The organism is Oscillospiraceae bacterium (genome assembly GCA_025757985.1).
Classification (GTDB): Bacteria; Bacillota; Clostridia; order Oscillospirales; family Ruminococcaceae; genus Gemmiger.
Genome location: CP107210.1, coordinates 698764 through 712075 on the forward strand (window position 1 = coordinate 698764; position 13312 = coordinate 712075).

At 58.9% G+C, this 13312-nt stretch carries 12 protein-coding genes; all 12 read right to left on the reverse strand.

Annotation, left to right across the window (positions count from 1 at the left end):
* Positions 1-12 precede the first annotated feature (12 nt).
* Positions 13-1701, reverse strand: coding sequence for a GDSL-type esterase/lipase family protein (locus tag OGM67_03490; GenBank protein ID UYJ35412.1), 1689 nt, complete (start codon positions 1699-1701; stop codon positions 13-15).
* Between the two features lie 345 nt (positions 1702-2046).
* The gene (locus tag OGM67_03495; protein ID UYJ35413.1) at positions 2047-2841 is read right to left on the reverse strand and encodes an ATP-binding cassette domain-containing protein; all 795 of its coding nucleotides are present in this window, start codon (positions 2839-2841) and stop codon (positions 2047-2049) included.
* On the reverse strand, positions 2834-3781 hold the full coding sequence (locus OGM67_03500; protein UYJ35414.1) for an ABC transporter permease: 948 nt from the start codon (positions 3779-3781) through the stop codon (positions 2834-2836). The genes OGM67_03495 and OGM67_03500 overlap by 8 nt, the downstream gene beginning before the upstream one ends.
* Before the next feature lie 103 nt (positions 3782-3884).
* Positions 3885-4925, reverse strand: a complete 1041-nt coding sequence (locus tag OGM67_03505) for an ABC transporter substrate-binding protein (GenBank protein ID UYJ35415.1) — start codon at positions 4923-4925, stop codon at positions 3885-3887.
* A gap of 296 nt (positions 4926-5221) precedes the next feature.
* Positions 5222-5695: a PTS sugar transporter subunit IIA gene (locus OGM67_03510; protein ID UYJ35416.1), complete on the reverse strand. Its 474-nt coding sequence runs from the start codon at positions 5693-5695 to the stop codon at positions 5222-5224.
* A 17-nt stretch (positions 5696-5712) separates the two neighbouring features.
* Entirely contained in the window at positions 5713-6540 is an 828-nt protein-coding gene (locus OGM67_03515) for an HAD family hydrolase (GenBank protein UYJ35417.1), read from the reverse strand.
* On the reverse strand, positions 6537-7469 hold the full coding sequence (locus OGM67_03520) for an RluA family pseudouridine synthase (GenBank protein UYJ36183.1): 933 nt from the start codon (positions 7467-7469) through the stop codon (positions 6537-6539). Before OGM67_03520 ends, OGM67_03515 begins: the two co-directional genes overlap by 4 nt.
* Positions 7456-7953, reverse strand: coding sequence for a signal peptidase II (gene lspA, locus OGM67_03525; GenBank protein UYJ35418.1), 498 nt, complete (start codon positions 7951-7953; stop codon positions 7456-7458). Before lspA ends, OGM67_03520 begins: the two co-directional genes overlap by 14 nt.
* A gap of 66 nt (positions 7954-8019) precedes the next feature.
* Entirely contained in the window at positions 8020-10761 is a 2742-nt protein-coding gene (ileS, locus tag OGM67_03530; GenBank protein UYJ36184.1) for an isoleucine--tRNA ligase, read from the reverse strand.
* Positions 10762-10922: 161 nt separating this feature from the next.
* Complete coding sequence (locus OGM67_03535) at positions 10923-11879, reverse strand: DivIVA domain-containing protein (GenBank protein ID UYJ35419.1); 957 nt, start codon at positions 11877-11879, stop codon at positions 10923-10925.
* Between the two features lie 74 nt (positions 11880-11953).
* A complete protein-coding gene (locus tag OGM67_03540) occupies positions 11954-12763 on the reverse strand; it encodes a YlmH/Sll1252 family protein (GenBank protein UYJ35420.1) in 810 nt (269 codons plus the stop codon).
* Positions 12750-13202, reverse strand: coding sequence for a cell division protein SepF (locus OGM67_03545; GenBank protein ID UYJ35421.1), 453 nt, complete (start codon positions 13200-13202; stop codon positions 12750-12752). Before OGM67_03545 ends, OGM67_03540 begins: the two co-directional genes overlap by 14 nt.
* Between the last annotated feature and the right edge of the window lie 110 nt (positions 13203-13312).

Sequence of the window (13312 nt, forward strand, 5' to 3'; positions counted from 1 at the left end):
CCTCTGTGGGGATTAGTCGGTAGTGGTTTCAGACTGCGGGGGTGCAGCCGGGGTAGGCGCAGGCTCCGGCGTAGTTACGGGCGCAGGATTGTTCACTGTGATGGTGACGGTAGCCTCAACGCCATTGTTCCTGGCGCGGATCGTGTATTGCCCGCCCGATGCTGCAGTGAAGGTTGCCGCGCCGCCTGTAGCGCTCCAATCAGTGCCGTCACAGCTCCAGGTCGTATCACCGTTGCCATTCTGAACATTGGCAGTCAAATTCACCGAGGCTCCCGTTGTAATTTGATTCGTATTATAGGCAATGGAAATCGTGGTGGGATCATCCTGCGCTACCGTGACCGTCAGCTGTGCGGTCGAGAAGGTGCCGTTAATCTCAATACCGGCCTTGATGACATAGGTACCGGCGGCATCGGGGGTAAAGGTCAGGCTGCTGCCGTTCTTCTCCATCTCATCGTTGATGGACCACTGCACATTCGTGGCGTCATACGCCTTGCTGCCAAGCTTGACCGTTGCGTTCACGGTCAGGCTCTCGCCCTTCTTCATGGCCGTGTCACCCTTGTCAAGCGTCAGCTCCACGCGGGCATCGTTGAACATAGCCTTGACGGAGATATCCTTGGTGATGTTGTCGTAGCGGGTGGCGGTCGTAACGCCGTCGCTCCACTTATAAAAGACGAAGCCGTCCGCAGCCACCGCCGTAACATTGACGCTGGTGCCGCTCTCCGCCTGAATTTCAACACTCGATACACCGGTCTGGCCGTTGCCGGTCAGGGTGCCCTTGCCGCTGTCCTCCACCTCATAGCTGGCGGTGAACTTTGTCGGCGTTGCGGTGGGCAGCGGCGTACTGCCGGAGCCGCTGGACTGGGAGGCGCGCTGCGGAATGTCGCTGGTGTCCGGCCGGCTGTCCATCGTATTGTAGGCGTGGGACTTTGCGTATTCCAGCAGGGCGCGCGCACCGGAGGCACTGTAGCCGTTGGCCTCAAAGTAGCTGCTCTCGGCATAGCCGCGGCTGTTTTTCAGCGCCTCGGCGCTGTTCAGATACTTGCAGCCCAGATCATTGCAGGCCACGGCAATAGCCTGATTGAACTGGTCGATGATCGTCTGGGTCGCGGCAGCGTTGGTGCTGTCCTCCGTGACGGGCGGGATACCCACCGCGATGATGTCGCAGTAAGAATAGGCAGAGCGGATGCTCTGCAGGAACTGTTTGTAGTCTGCAATAAAGGAATCCACGCTGACCGAGCCATCGACATCGTTGGCGCCAAGCTGCACAAAAACGCGGCGGGCCTTCATCTTGGGAATCGCCTGCGGGATCGTATAATTGCTGGAATCCGATGCAAAGTTGACACAGGAGGTCGAGAGTGCCTTGGAGGTCTTGAGCCCCTCCTGCCCGACAAACTGATTCAGCGTGATGCGGCCGTCCTTCTGCAGGGTGACGGCGTACTGGTCACCGGCAAAGACGCTGGCCGTGATGTAGGCATCGTCTGCAGCGGCCTGCGGCAGCACAGCCTCCAGCGATGTGTCCAGCGGATAGGCATCCTTATCATAGGCGCCTGCACCACCGGCGAAAAGCCCCAGCTTGGCAGGCAGCACCCACGCTGCCAGAATACTCAAAACGATTGCCAGCGCACAGAACGCCAGCACAACACAGGCCTTGCGCTGTGCAGGGCTGAAGCCCTTCTTTCCTTCATACGGTTCGCGGCTCATAGGAAATGGTATCCTCCTTATGTATGGCAGCACCGCCCACTGCAGCGGCACAGGGAATATACGGTACTGCCTTATTGAAAACGGGAGGCCGAAAGGCTATATCCCTCCTAGTATACATGTTAATGATTATACCATATTTACGGCGTTTTGAACATGCTTTTCAAAAAATTGTCACGGATTACAATTTTATTACAGCCATTACCGTACTATTTTTCCTGCCGCAGCAGCCACACCTATGTGGCAGTGCCTGTACACAAAAAGCCCGGGATACATCCCGGGCTAAAACAGCAGGGCACTATTGCGCAATCTCAACCGCCGCTGCAGCGGAGACTGCGCGGCTCTGCCTCAGGAAAGCAGCATACGGTCGTTTGCAAACTCGCCGTCACTCACCTGCTCAAACCGCTTGAGCAGATCGCTGACCTGCAGATTTTTCTTTTCCTCACCGCGCACATCGTAGATGATGTGTCCCTCATACATCATGATCAGGCGGTTGCCGTACTTGATGGCATCCTTCATGTTATGGGTGATCATCAGCGTTGTGAGATGGTTTTCCTCAACGATTTTCTCCGAGAGAGTCAGCACCTTGGCGGCCGTCTTGGGGTCCAGTGCGGCCGTGTGCTCATCGAGCAGCAGCAGCTTGGGCTTTTTCAGCGTAGCCATCAGCAGCGTGACTGCCTGACGCTGGCCGCCGGACAACAGGCCCACCTTGCTGGTCATCCGCTCCTCCAGCCCCAGATCGAGCGTCTTGAGCAGCTCATAGTAGGTGTCATGCTCCTTCTTTGTGATGCCGACCTTCAGCGTACGGGGCAGGCCGCGGCGGGCCGCCAGTGCGAGATTTTCATCGATCTGCATGGTAGCCGCCGTGCCCATCATCGGGTCCTGAAACACACGGCCGATGTATTTGGCGCGCTGATGCTCCGAAAGGCGTGTCACATCCTGCCCGTCAATAAGAATCTTGCCCATATCCACCGGCCAGACACCGGCTACGGCGTTCAGCATCGTGGACTTGCCTGCGCCGTTGCCGCCGATGACCGTCACAAAGTCGCCATCCTCCAGCGTCAGATCCAGCCCCTTGAGGGCCACCTTCTCGTTGACGGTGCCCGCATTGAAGGTCTTATAAACATTTTTGATCTCAAGCATTGTCCTTGCCTCCCTTTTTCACAGGTACCTTGGTAAAGTATTTGCCCTTCCAATACGGGATGGTCAGGAACACCGCCACAACAAGCGCCGTCAACAGCTTCAGGTCGTCGGTGGACAGGCCCATGCGCAGCACAAAGTTCATGACGATGTAGTAGATGATGGCACCGATGACGGAGGCCGTCAGCTTCAGTGCAAAGTTGCGGAAGATCTTGCCGAACACGACCTCACCGATGATGACCGCCGCCAGACCGATGACGATGGCACCGCGGCCCATGTTGATGTCAGAGAAGCCCTGATACTGAGCCAGCAGACCGCCCGCCAGCGCCACAAGGCCGTTGGAGATCATCAGGCCCAGAACGATGGCCACATTGGTGTTGATGCCCTGCGCACGAGCCATGTGCTGGTTGGCACCGGTCGCGCGCAGGGCGCAGCCAAGCTCTGTGCCGAAGAACCAGTACAGCACGCCGATGAGGAGCGCGCAGAAGATAAGCAGCACGATAATCGGATTGTTGAGTGCCAGCGCACGGACATACCGGGCCGAAACCAGCAGACCGTACTTGTCCACGCTGATGGGCAGGTTGGCCTTGCCGCCGCCCGTGCCTGTACCCATGATGCGCAGGTTGACCGAATAGAGCGCCAGCTGGGTCAGGATACCGGCCAGAATTGCAGGGATACCGCAGGCCGTGTGGAACAGGCCTGTGACAAGGCCCGCCAGCATACCGGCCAGCGTGGCGGCCACAAGGGCAGCCCCCACCGGCGCACCGTTCAGCACCAGCACAACGCAGACCGCGCCGCCGGTGCCGAGAGAGCCGTCAACGGTCAGGTCCGCCACATCCAGAATGCGGTAGGTCAGATAAACACCGATGGCCATAATGCCCCAGATCAGCCCCTGTGCCGCAGCACCGGGCATTGAGTTCAACAGGGAGGTCAGGAAATCCATAAAAACATCCTCCAGAATTTTTATAAGCACCAAAACAGCGGGGAAAGAAAGTTTACCTCCCCTTCCTCGCTGTTATGATGGTGGTTAAACGGCTGCTGTTCTATCAGCCAATGGCCTCATAGCCGTCCGGCGGGGTGATGCCCAGCGCCTCGCAGTTGGCGGCGTTGTATTTCTTGGTAACATTGGGTGCGTACTCTACAGGCATGGTAGAAATATCGCCACCCTTGGCCAGAATCTTGGCGGCCATCTCACCGGTGGCATGGCCCAGATCATAGTAGCTGATGGACAGCGTGGCAACGCCGCAGCCGTTGCAGATGCCCTCCTCGCCAGCCACAACGGGAACCTTGGCCGGCAGAACCACATTGGCGATTGCCTCGGTGTTGGAGGCAGCGGTGTTGTCGGTGGGGATGTAGATGACATCGGAGTTGTCGGCAGCCGTCTGTGCCACCGAGGTGACATCGTTCGTGTCGGTGAAGGCGTAGCGGGCAACGGTGTAGCCCTCCTGCGTCAGATAGCCCTCAATGACATCGCACTGGTAAACCGAGTTCGGCTCGGCGCTGCAGTAGAGCAGTCCGACCGTCTTGGCGTCCGGGAAAAGCTCCTGAATCATGGCCGCCTGCTGATCCAGCGGGGCCAAATCGGAGGTACCGGAGATGTTGCCGCCTACCGTGCCGGTCCAGTCGCTGATGTCCAGCGCGGTCGCATAGTCCGTGACTGAGGTGCCCAAAACGGGAATATCGGCAGTTGCCTGTGCAGCCGCCTGCAGCGGGGCGGTCGCATTGGCCAGAATCAGATCCACATTGGAGGAAACGAATCCGTTCACAATGGTGGCGCAGTTGGCAGAATCACCGGAGGCGTTCTGCTCATCAAACTTCACATTGCCCTCGCCCAGAGCCTCCACAAGTGCATCCTTGAAGCCCTGCGTTGCGGCATCCAGTGCCTCGTGCTGAACCAGCTGGCAGATGCCGACATTGTAGACCTTGCCGTCGGCGGCAGCAGCGCTGTCTGCGGTGCTCTCGGCGGCTTCGGTGGTGGAAGCGGCGTCAGCGGTGGATGCGGCGGTATCCGTAGAAGCGGAAGATCCGCAGGCGGCCAGACCCATGGTCATGGCGGCAGCCATCATAAGGGAAACTGCTTTTTTCATGTAAATTCCTCCAATAGTACCCGCTGCGCACCTTTTTTTCTTCAGGTGTACACCTGCCATCAGGCAGGTCCCTCAAGCGCAGCCGGTTTAGTGCTTTAAAGTATAGCACGCTTTAGGGCTTTAAAGCAAGTGTAAATTCGTATAATACTCTGCCTGCTTTAAAGTATTTTTTAGTCAAATTAACGAACATCTTGTAGAGGCGCATTCCATATGCGCCCGCGCCGTTTGCGGCAGGTACAGCGGGCGGATGTAAACAAAACGCCCCAGCTTGTACACAAGCTGGGGCAAATCAGATTTCAGTCTGCAAAGCAGGCGTTTTCCGCCTTGGCGATCAGCTCGACAAAGCGCTGGGGGGTGCTTGCGTTGTGCAGCGCCTCAATCAGATCACTGCGGCTGAGCAAATTCACCAGCCGTGCCAATATCTGTAGGTGCAGGCTTTCGCAGCGCGGCGGAACGGCGATCATAAACACAAGGTCTACCGGTTCCCCGTCCGGGGCGCCCCAATCCACACCGTGGCGCAAAAGCAGGGCCGATATGCCCGGTGCCGACACACCGGCGTTGCCGGCATGCGGCAGCGCGATGCCGCCGCCGATGGCCGTTGTACCGCCGAAGGTCTCCCGGTAGCTGACGGCATTATAATAGGCATTGCCGTTGGTAATAACGCCGATGCCCTCCTGCAGCTCCACCAGAATACCCAATGCATCGGCAGAGTTGTCGATCTTTGCATGGAGCAGAACGCCCTTAGGGTCCATCAGTTCGCTGACTTTCATCGTCAAACCCTCTTTGGTCAGCCCTCGGTTTTGCCGATCAGGCTGTACAGATATTCACCCACCGCGCCCTCTGCGCAGGTGCAGGTCGTTACATGGTCGGCGGCTGCCTTGACCTCTGCCGGGGCATTGGCCACCGCAACCGCGTAGCCAGCCTCCCGCATCAGCTCAAGATCGTTATAGTAGTCACCGATAAAGACGGTGTTCTTCATGGACTTGCTCATCAGTGCGCAGAGGTCGTGCAGACCGCTGGCCTTGCTTACGCCGCTGGGCATGATCTCAAGATAGATGCTGTTGGTGGCAAGGAAATAGTTATCCCGGCCGTAGTATTTCGTCTTGGCGTACTGCCCCAGCTTGCGGATGCTCTCCGGGTCGGAGGCAAACACGACCTTGATCCAGCCATCGGGCACCGACTCGACCGGGCAGGCGATGCTGCCCAGATGCTCGTCCACCTGATGGGCGTGGGTAACTTCGTTGGCATGGATGACATACATCTCGCCGTTTCCGGCCATGACCTCAACCCCCATGCGGGGAAATTTGTTCAGAATGTCCAGAATGGCGGTGGTGGCCTGCTCACGGTTCAGGGTTGCGCGATGCAGCACTGACTCGGTGGAGAAATCATACAGCAGTGCCCCATTGCAGGAGATTGCCGGCAGGGACAGGCGGATATCCCCCAGCGCTGCACGGATTGACTCCGGCGGGCGGCCGGTAGCCACCGTAAACAGTCCGCCCAGGCTGGTGTACAGCCGGATGACAGCACGGTTGCAGGCAGGGATCCCCTCCTTGGCCGTCAGCAGCGTATTATCCATGTCACAGATCACAAGGGTATCGCCGAGGGGTGGTTTCATGCGCGATGTTCCTTTCTTAACCGTGTCAGAAAATCAGTAAAATAGGGCGGCAGCGGGGAATCAAACTGCATCCACTCCCCTGTTTTCGGGTGTACAAAGCCCAGCTCCTTAGCGTGCAGGCATTGGCCGTTCAGCGATTTGATGCAGTTTTTTGGGCCGTAGACAGCATCCCCCGCCAGCGGGTGCCCTGTGGATGCCATATGTACCCGGATCTGGTGGGTGCGCCCTGTCTTTAGCTTGCAGGCTATGTAGGTAAAGTTGCCGTACCGCTCCTGCACACGCCAGCCTGTATAGGCATACCGCGCCCCGGCAGCGTTTTCCGCCAGCACGGCCATCTTTTTGCGGTCATGCGGATCACGACCGATCCACCGCTCCACAAAGCCTTCGTCCTCCCTGAGGTTGCCGTAGACCACCGCATGGTAAACACGGTGGATGCTGTGTACGCTCATCTGGGCGCTGAGCGCCTGATGCGCCGCATCGTTTTTGGCCACCACCAGCAGACCGCTGGTATCCTTATCGATGCGGTGTACGATGCCGGGGCGGATCGCGCCGCCGATGCCGGACAGCTGCCCGGCACAGTGGTAAAGCAGTGCATTGACGAGGGTGCCGTCCGGGTTGCCGGGGGCCGGGTGAACCACCATGCCCTTCGGCTTGTTGACCACCAGTAGGTCATCATCCTCGTACACAATATCGAGCGGAATATTCTGGGGCTGCGCCTCGATGGGCTGCGGGTCGGGCAGCGCCACACGGTAGACAGCCCCGGGGGCCACCTTCTCTTTTTTGTTGACAGGCGCGCCGTCCCGGGTGACAAGCCCCTGCTCGATCAGCCCCTGCAGCGCACTGCGGGAGAGTGTCGGGCACTGCGCGGCCAGCCACGCATCCAGCCGGCCGCTGTCACCGGGGACGGCGGCAAGCTCAAGCAGCTCCATCGTCATCCGCCTTTTGCTTTGCGGTCTCCTCTTTCTTGAAGGAGTCCAGCAGCACGACCAGCATCAGCAGGCCGACACCCACACAGACGCAGATATCCGCAAAATTGAAGATAGCAAAGTGCATGAACAGCACATTGATGTAGTCCACCACCACGCCGTTGAGTACCCGGTCGATGAGGTTGCCAACACCGCCGCCGAGAATCAGCGTCCAAGAGATGCGCTCCCACGCAGACATTTTGCGGGTAAACAGCATGACGGCCACCACCACCAGCATGACCGAGGTCATGCCGATGAGCAGCGTCTGCTTACCGGCCAGCATCGAGAATGCCATACCGTCATTCAGGCAGTAGCGCAGCTCGACAATGCCGGGCAGCACATCCATATTGCCCACCGGCAGCAGCGCCGCCGTGGCCCAGTGCTTGATAAGCTGGTCGATCACGACCAGAACGGCCGCCCCCAGCAGAGAAAACAAACCAGAAATCATACAACACCTTATCCGAAAAAATCAGCGGTGCTTACGCGTATAAGCACCGCTGACGGCAGAGTAAATTTACAGCTTCAGAACCTTAGCGCAGCGCGGGCAGAGACCATCCTCCCCAACGGAGGTGTCATACTTCCAGCAGCGCAGGCACTTGTTGCCGGCGGCGTGGGCGGCGCTGACGCCGAGACCCTCAACCAGACCCTTGACACCGCCTTCACCCTCGACCAACTCGACATGGGAGACGATGAACAGGTCGGCCAGCTCATCCATCGGGATGGCGTTCAGGAAGTCGTAGACCTCCTTGCTGCAGTACAGCGTCAGACCGGCCTCCAGTGCAGAGCCGATAACCTTATCGGCACGGGCCTGCTCCAGAACCTTCTTCACATCATCGCGGATCGCCATGATGCGATCCCACTTGGCGGTAAAGGCATCGTCGGCAGCGGGCTTGGCCTCGGGCATCTGCTCAAAGACCACATAGTCCTTCATACCGGGCAGCTTCGGCACATAGCTCCAGATCTCCTGACTGGTAAAGCAGAGGATGGGTGCCAGCAGCTTCGTGAAGTCCACCAGAATGCGGTACAGTGCAGTCTGTGCGCAGCGGCGCGCATGGTCATCCGCGCAGTACAGGCGGTCCTTGATGACATCCATGTAGAAGTTGGACATATCAATGACGCAGAAGTTGTACAGTGCGTGGTAGGCGCGGCTGAAATCATAGTGGTCATAGGCATCGCGCAGGTTGGCGGTCAGCTTATTGCAGGCCTCCAGCGCCCAGCGGTCGATCTCAAACAGCTGGTCATCGGCAACCATATCCTTGGCAGGATCAAAGTCGTTGATGTTGCCCAGCATGAAGCGGGCGGTATTGCGCATCTTGCGGTAGGCCTCGGACAGCTGGCGGAAGATCTCCTTGCCGGCGCGGACATCAACGGTGTAATCGCTGGAGGCGACCCACAGGCGGATGATGTCGGCACCGTAATCACGGATGATCTCACTGGGCTCCACGCCGTTGCCGGCGGATTTGTGCATCTGCTTGCCCTTCTCATCCACGACCCAGCCGTGGCACAGAACCTCCTTGTAGGGGGCAATGCCCTGAGTGGCAACACAGGTCAGCAGGCTGGACTGGAACCAGCCGCGGAACTGGTCGGCGCCCTCCATATACATATCCACGGGCCAGCGCAGCTCGGGACGCTCACGGCAGACAGCGCTCCAGGTGGAGCCGGAGTCAAACCAGACATCCATGATGTCGGGGTCCTTCTCCCAGTCGGCGGCGCCGCACTCGCAGACCTCGGTCTTGGGCATGATGTCATTGGCATCATACTTGTACCAGGCATCGCTGCCCTCCTTGCGGAACAGGTCGGAGACAGCCTTGATGGAGGCATCGGTGATGTGGTACTTGCCGCACTTCTTGCAGTAGAATACCGGGATGGGCACACCCCAGACGCGCTGGCGGCTGATGCACCAGTCGCTGCGGTCGCGGACCATGCCGGCCATGCGGTCATGGCCCCAGGCGGGCTGCCACTTCACATTATCAATGGCCTTGTAGACATCCTCCTTGAAGGCGTCGATGGAGCAGAACCACTGCTCGGTCGCGCGGAAGATGATGGGATGATGGCAGCGCCAGCAATGCGGGTACTGGTGGGTGATGTGCTGTACACCCATCAAGTGGCCGCTCTCCTTGATATGCTCCAGAATGACCTTGTTGGCATCCCAGACCTTGAGGCCTGCGAACTTCTCGCCTGCCTCGGCGGTCAGGCGGCCGGCATCGTCCACAGGGACAACCACAGGCACCTGCGGATAGTGGTTGACGCAGACCTCAAAGTCCTCGACACCATGGCCGGGTGCGGTATGGACACAGCCGGTGCCGCCCTCCAGCGTGACATGGTCGCCCAGAATAACCAGACCCTTGCGGTCAAGGAAAGGATGCTGGTACTGCATCAGCTCCAGCTCGCTGCCGAGCACAGTCTCCGGCAGAACCTCATACTCATCGATATGGCAGCCCTTCATCGTGGACTCGACCAGACCGGCGGCCATGATGTGGTAAGCATCGCCGATCTTGACGAAGGCGTACTCAAGGTTGGGGTTCAGGCAGGTAGCCACATTGGCGGGCAGGGTCCATGTGGTCGTGGTCCAGATGACGATCCATGCCTTGTCCAGCGGGATGTTGTGCTTGGCCAGCACGCCGTTTGGGTCATCGGTCAGCTTAAAGCGGACATAGATGGAATCGCACTCGTCCTCAGCATACTCGATCTCAGCCTCGGCCAGCGCGGTGCGATCCTCGGGGCACCAGTAGACAGCCTTCATACCCTTGTAGATGTAGCCCTTCTTGGCCATCTCGCCGAAGATCTCGACCTGACGGGCCTCAAACTCGGGGCGCAGGGTCAGGTAGGGGTTCTCAAAGTCGCCCTGCACGCCCAGACGCTTGAACTGAGAGTTCATCACATCAATATGCTCGGTGGCGAACTCCTTGCAGATCTTGCGCAGCTCAAGCTTGGAGACACCCGCCTTCTTATCGCCGAGAGAACTCAGCGCCTTCAGCTCGATAGGCAGGCCATGGGTATCGTAGCCGGGCACATAGGGTGCCTCAAAGCCGGTCATATTCTTATAGCGGATGATGATGTCCTTGATGATCTTGTTGAGCGCGGTGCCCATGTGGATGTTGCCGTTGGCATACGGAGGGCCGTCATGCAGGATGTACTGCGGCTTGCCCTCGTTGTTCTTGATCATCTGCTCATAGACATGGTTGTTTTCCCAGTCCTCGAGCATCTTGGGCTCTTTCTTCGGCAGGCCGGCCCGCATTTCAAACGGGGTCTGCATCTTATGGATCGTGTCGTTGTAGTTCTGCGCCAAGGTTTCCTACTCTCCTCTATTTTTTGGATTGATGGCAATCCCGCCTGCTGTCAAGCGCTGGTGAAGCGCTGCTTAACGCCCGCCGGGCCGACATTGCGCGGGGCTGCCCTCTATGGATTCTTTCAGCGTCAGCTGTCAAAGTCAACGCCTTCAAAGTTATCGAACGCCGGGGAGTTCAACTCCTCCTGCGGTTCGGCACTTACTTTTTTGCGGGTGGTGCGTTTGGCCGCAGTGCCCGTCTTGCGGGTACGGCGCACCGGCTTGGCCTCCGGCTCATCATACAGGCCGGAGACATCCTGAAAGCGCGTCTCATCTATGGCCGGGGCTTCCATTTCGGGCACCGGGGCCGGTTCCTCCGGCTCCTCGGGGTGGGGCGCGATGGCAAACTCCACCGTATCCACCTTTTCCGCCGCAGGGCGCAGCGGCTCGGCTGCAGGCTGCGAGGCAGGCTCCTCATAGTATGCCGTCTCCTGCACCGGGGCCGGGGCAGACTCGGCCGCAGGCTGGGGGGCGGGCGGTGTATAAGCAGGCTCCGCCGCCATGACAGGCTGCTCAACCGGGGCTGCCGTCTGGGTCGGTGCCTGCACAGGCTCGGCCGCAGGCTGAACCGGGCGGGCCGGCGCATCCTCGGGCTGCGGGGTGTATTCAGGCAGCTTATTGATAAGGTTGATATGCTTGCGGTACATCTCGATCAGCGAGCGCTTGAAGCTGTCAGCCTCGCTTTTCAGCGTGACGATCTCCTGCTTGGCCAGCTCGACATCATCGCGGGAGCGCTGCTCGCGGTCCTCAGCCTTGATATTGGCGGTGCGTATGATCTCGGCCGCCTTCTGCTTGGCCTCACGGATGACATTTTCACCCAGACGCTGGGCATTGATCATCGTGGTGCGCAGCGTATCCTCCTCGGCACGGTACTGGTCGATGCGCTGGGCCAGCACAACCAGCTTTTTCTGGAGATCATCGTTCTGGGCGGCCAGCTCATCCATGCTCTGGGCCACCTGCTTGAGATAATCGTCCACATCGTCGCGGCGATAGCCCTGAAACGCTTTTTCAAACGTTACGCGGCGGACATCCTCAGATGAGATCATGACTTTCCTCCTGTATGCGGGGCTTTACGCCCCGTTATTCCCGGCCCGCGGCGTTCCGTGGGCAGATCATGCGCTCAGTATTGATAAAAGGATATAAACAGGCGGTCCTTGCGGCTTTTGCCGCCGATCGCCGCCAGCCTGAAACGGCCCACACCCCGCACCGTAAAGATATCCTCGGCATAGGCGGTCTCGTGGGCGGCCTTCAGCGGCAGATGGTTGATCTCCACACGGCCCGCAGCAATATATTCTGCCGCGCGGGTGCGGGAGGTATGCAGCATCACGGCCAGCACCGCATCGGCCCGCAGGGACGGCACAGTGGCCTGCTGCAGGGCACGCTCGCGGCTTTCCAAAAGATGGGCGGGCAGCGCATCGGCACATTCGGTGTGTACGGTGCAATGTCCCGCGCTCGTCAGCTCGGTGCGGATAAACTCCTGCTTATCTGCCAGAACAACAGCGTAAAAGGTATCAGGCTTTTCCGTGTCTGCCAAAAGGTCTCCCACACAGGCGCGCTCCAGCCCCAGACCAAGGATTGAGCCGAGATAATCGCGGTGTGTCGGCAGCTTATCGCCGCAGGCGGCAAACTGCAGATACGCGAGCGGCTCCTCCTGCCAGGCCTCGGGCGGCTCTATGCAGAGGACCTTTCGCTCCGCGCCGTCAAACCCGCCCCAAAAGCGGATGCAGCTGCACCCAGCCCTGTTGCAGGCGGCCTGCGCCAGACTCTGCTCCCGGTCGGAGAGAAAGCCCGTATAGCGCGGGATACCACGGCTTTCGCAGATACGGCACAGTTCCTCAACGCGGCGCATCAGGCGGCGTTCATCATCGTTCTGGGGCGGCACAAAGCCGCGGACTGCCGGGGCTGTGTCGGCTGTATCAGAAGAATACACCGTTATTCTCCAACTCGCCGATCAGGTCACCCATAATATCGACATTGTACGGCGTGATGATGAAGGTGCTGGTCGCCACACGCTTGATCTGGCCGTTGTTGGCGTAGGCCACGCCGGACAAAAAGTCGATCAGGCGGCGGGAGATTTCCTTGCCGGTGGACTCGAGGTTCAGCACCACCGTATGCTTGGCGTTGAGCTGATCTGCAATGGCGGAGGCATCCTCAAAGCGTTCCGGCTTGACCAGAACGACCTGCAGCTGGGTCGTTGCATTGATATTCACGACCTTATTGCTGTGCTGCTTGACCTCCTGCTGGGTGTAGCCCTGCGCCGCAGCGCCGCCCTGCCCGCCGGGGAAGATTTCGTCTTCGGTATCGTCCACATAGGATTCTGCTTCGGAATCGATACCGAGTTTACTTTTCAAACTGTCAAACATGGACATGGTCGTAAAACTCCTTTAAAAACTATGCACTGTCTATGCACTGTTCACGGTCAGTACACTGCTACAGCGATATACATTAAATATTATCTTCTTTTTTGGTACTCTTGTCA

What these genes read in the sequence shown, in the direction of transcription:
- OGM67_03490 (UYJ35412.1), bottom strand. Translation starts at nt 1,701, where the DNA reads ATGAGCCGCGAACCGTATGAAGGAAAGAAGGGCTTCAGCCCTGCACAG.
- OGM67_03495 (UYJ35413.1), bottom strand. Translation starts at nt 2,841, where the DNA reads ATGCTTGAGATCAAAAATGTTTATAAGACCTTCAATGCGGGCACCGTC.
- OGM67_03500 (UYJ35414.1), bottom strand. Translation starts at nt 3,781, where the DNA reads ATGGATTTCCTGACCTCCCTGTTGAACTCAATGCCCGGTGCTGCGGCA.
- OGM67_03505 (UYJ35415.1), bottom strand. Translation starts at nt 4,925, where the DNA reads ATGAAAAAAGCAGTTTCCCTTATGATGGCTGCCGCCATGACCATGGGT.
- OGM67_03510 (UYJ35416.1), bottom strand. Translation starts at nt 5,695, where the DNA reads ATGAAAGTCAGCGAACTGATGGACCCTAAGGGCGTTCTGCTCCATGCA.
- OGM67_03515 (UYJ35417.1), bottom strand. Translation starts at nt 6,540, where the DNA reads ATGAAACCACCCCTCGGCGATACCCTTGTGATCTGTGACATGGATAAT.
- OGM67_03520 (UYJ36183.1), bottom strand. Translation starts at nt 7,469, where the DNA reads ATGGAGCTGCTTGAGCTTGCCGCCGTCCCCGGTGACAGCGGCCGGCTG.
- lspA (UYJ35418.1), bottom strand. Translation starts at nt 7,953, where the DNA reads ATGATTTCTGGTTTGTTTTCTCTGCTGGGGGCGGCCGTTCTGGTCGTG.
- ileS (UYJ36184.1), bottom strand. Translation starts at nt 10,761, where the DNA reads ATGCAGACCCCGTTTGAAATGCGGGCCGGCCTGCCGAAGAAAGAGCCC.
- OGM67_03535 (UYJ35419.1), bottom strand. Translation starts at nt 11,879, where the DNA reads ATGATCTCATCTGAGGATGTCCGCCGCGTAACGTTTGAAAAAGCGTTT.
- OGM67_03545 (UYJ35421.1), bottom strand. Translation starts at nt 13,202, where the DNA reads ATGTCCATGTTTGACAGTTTGAAAAGTAAACTCGGTATCGATTCCGAA.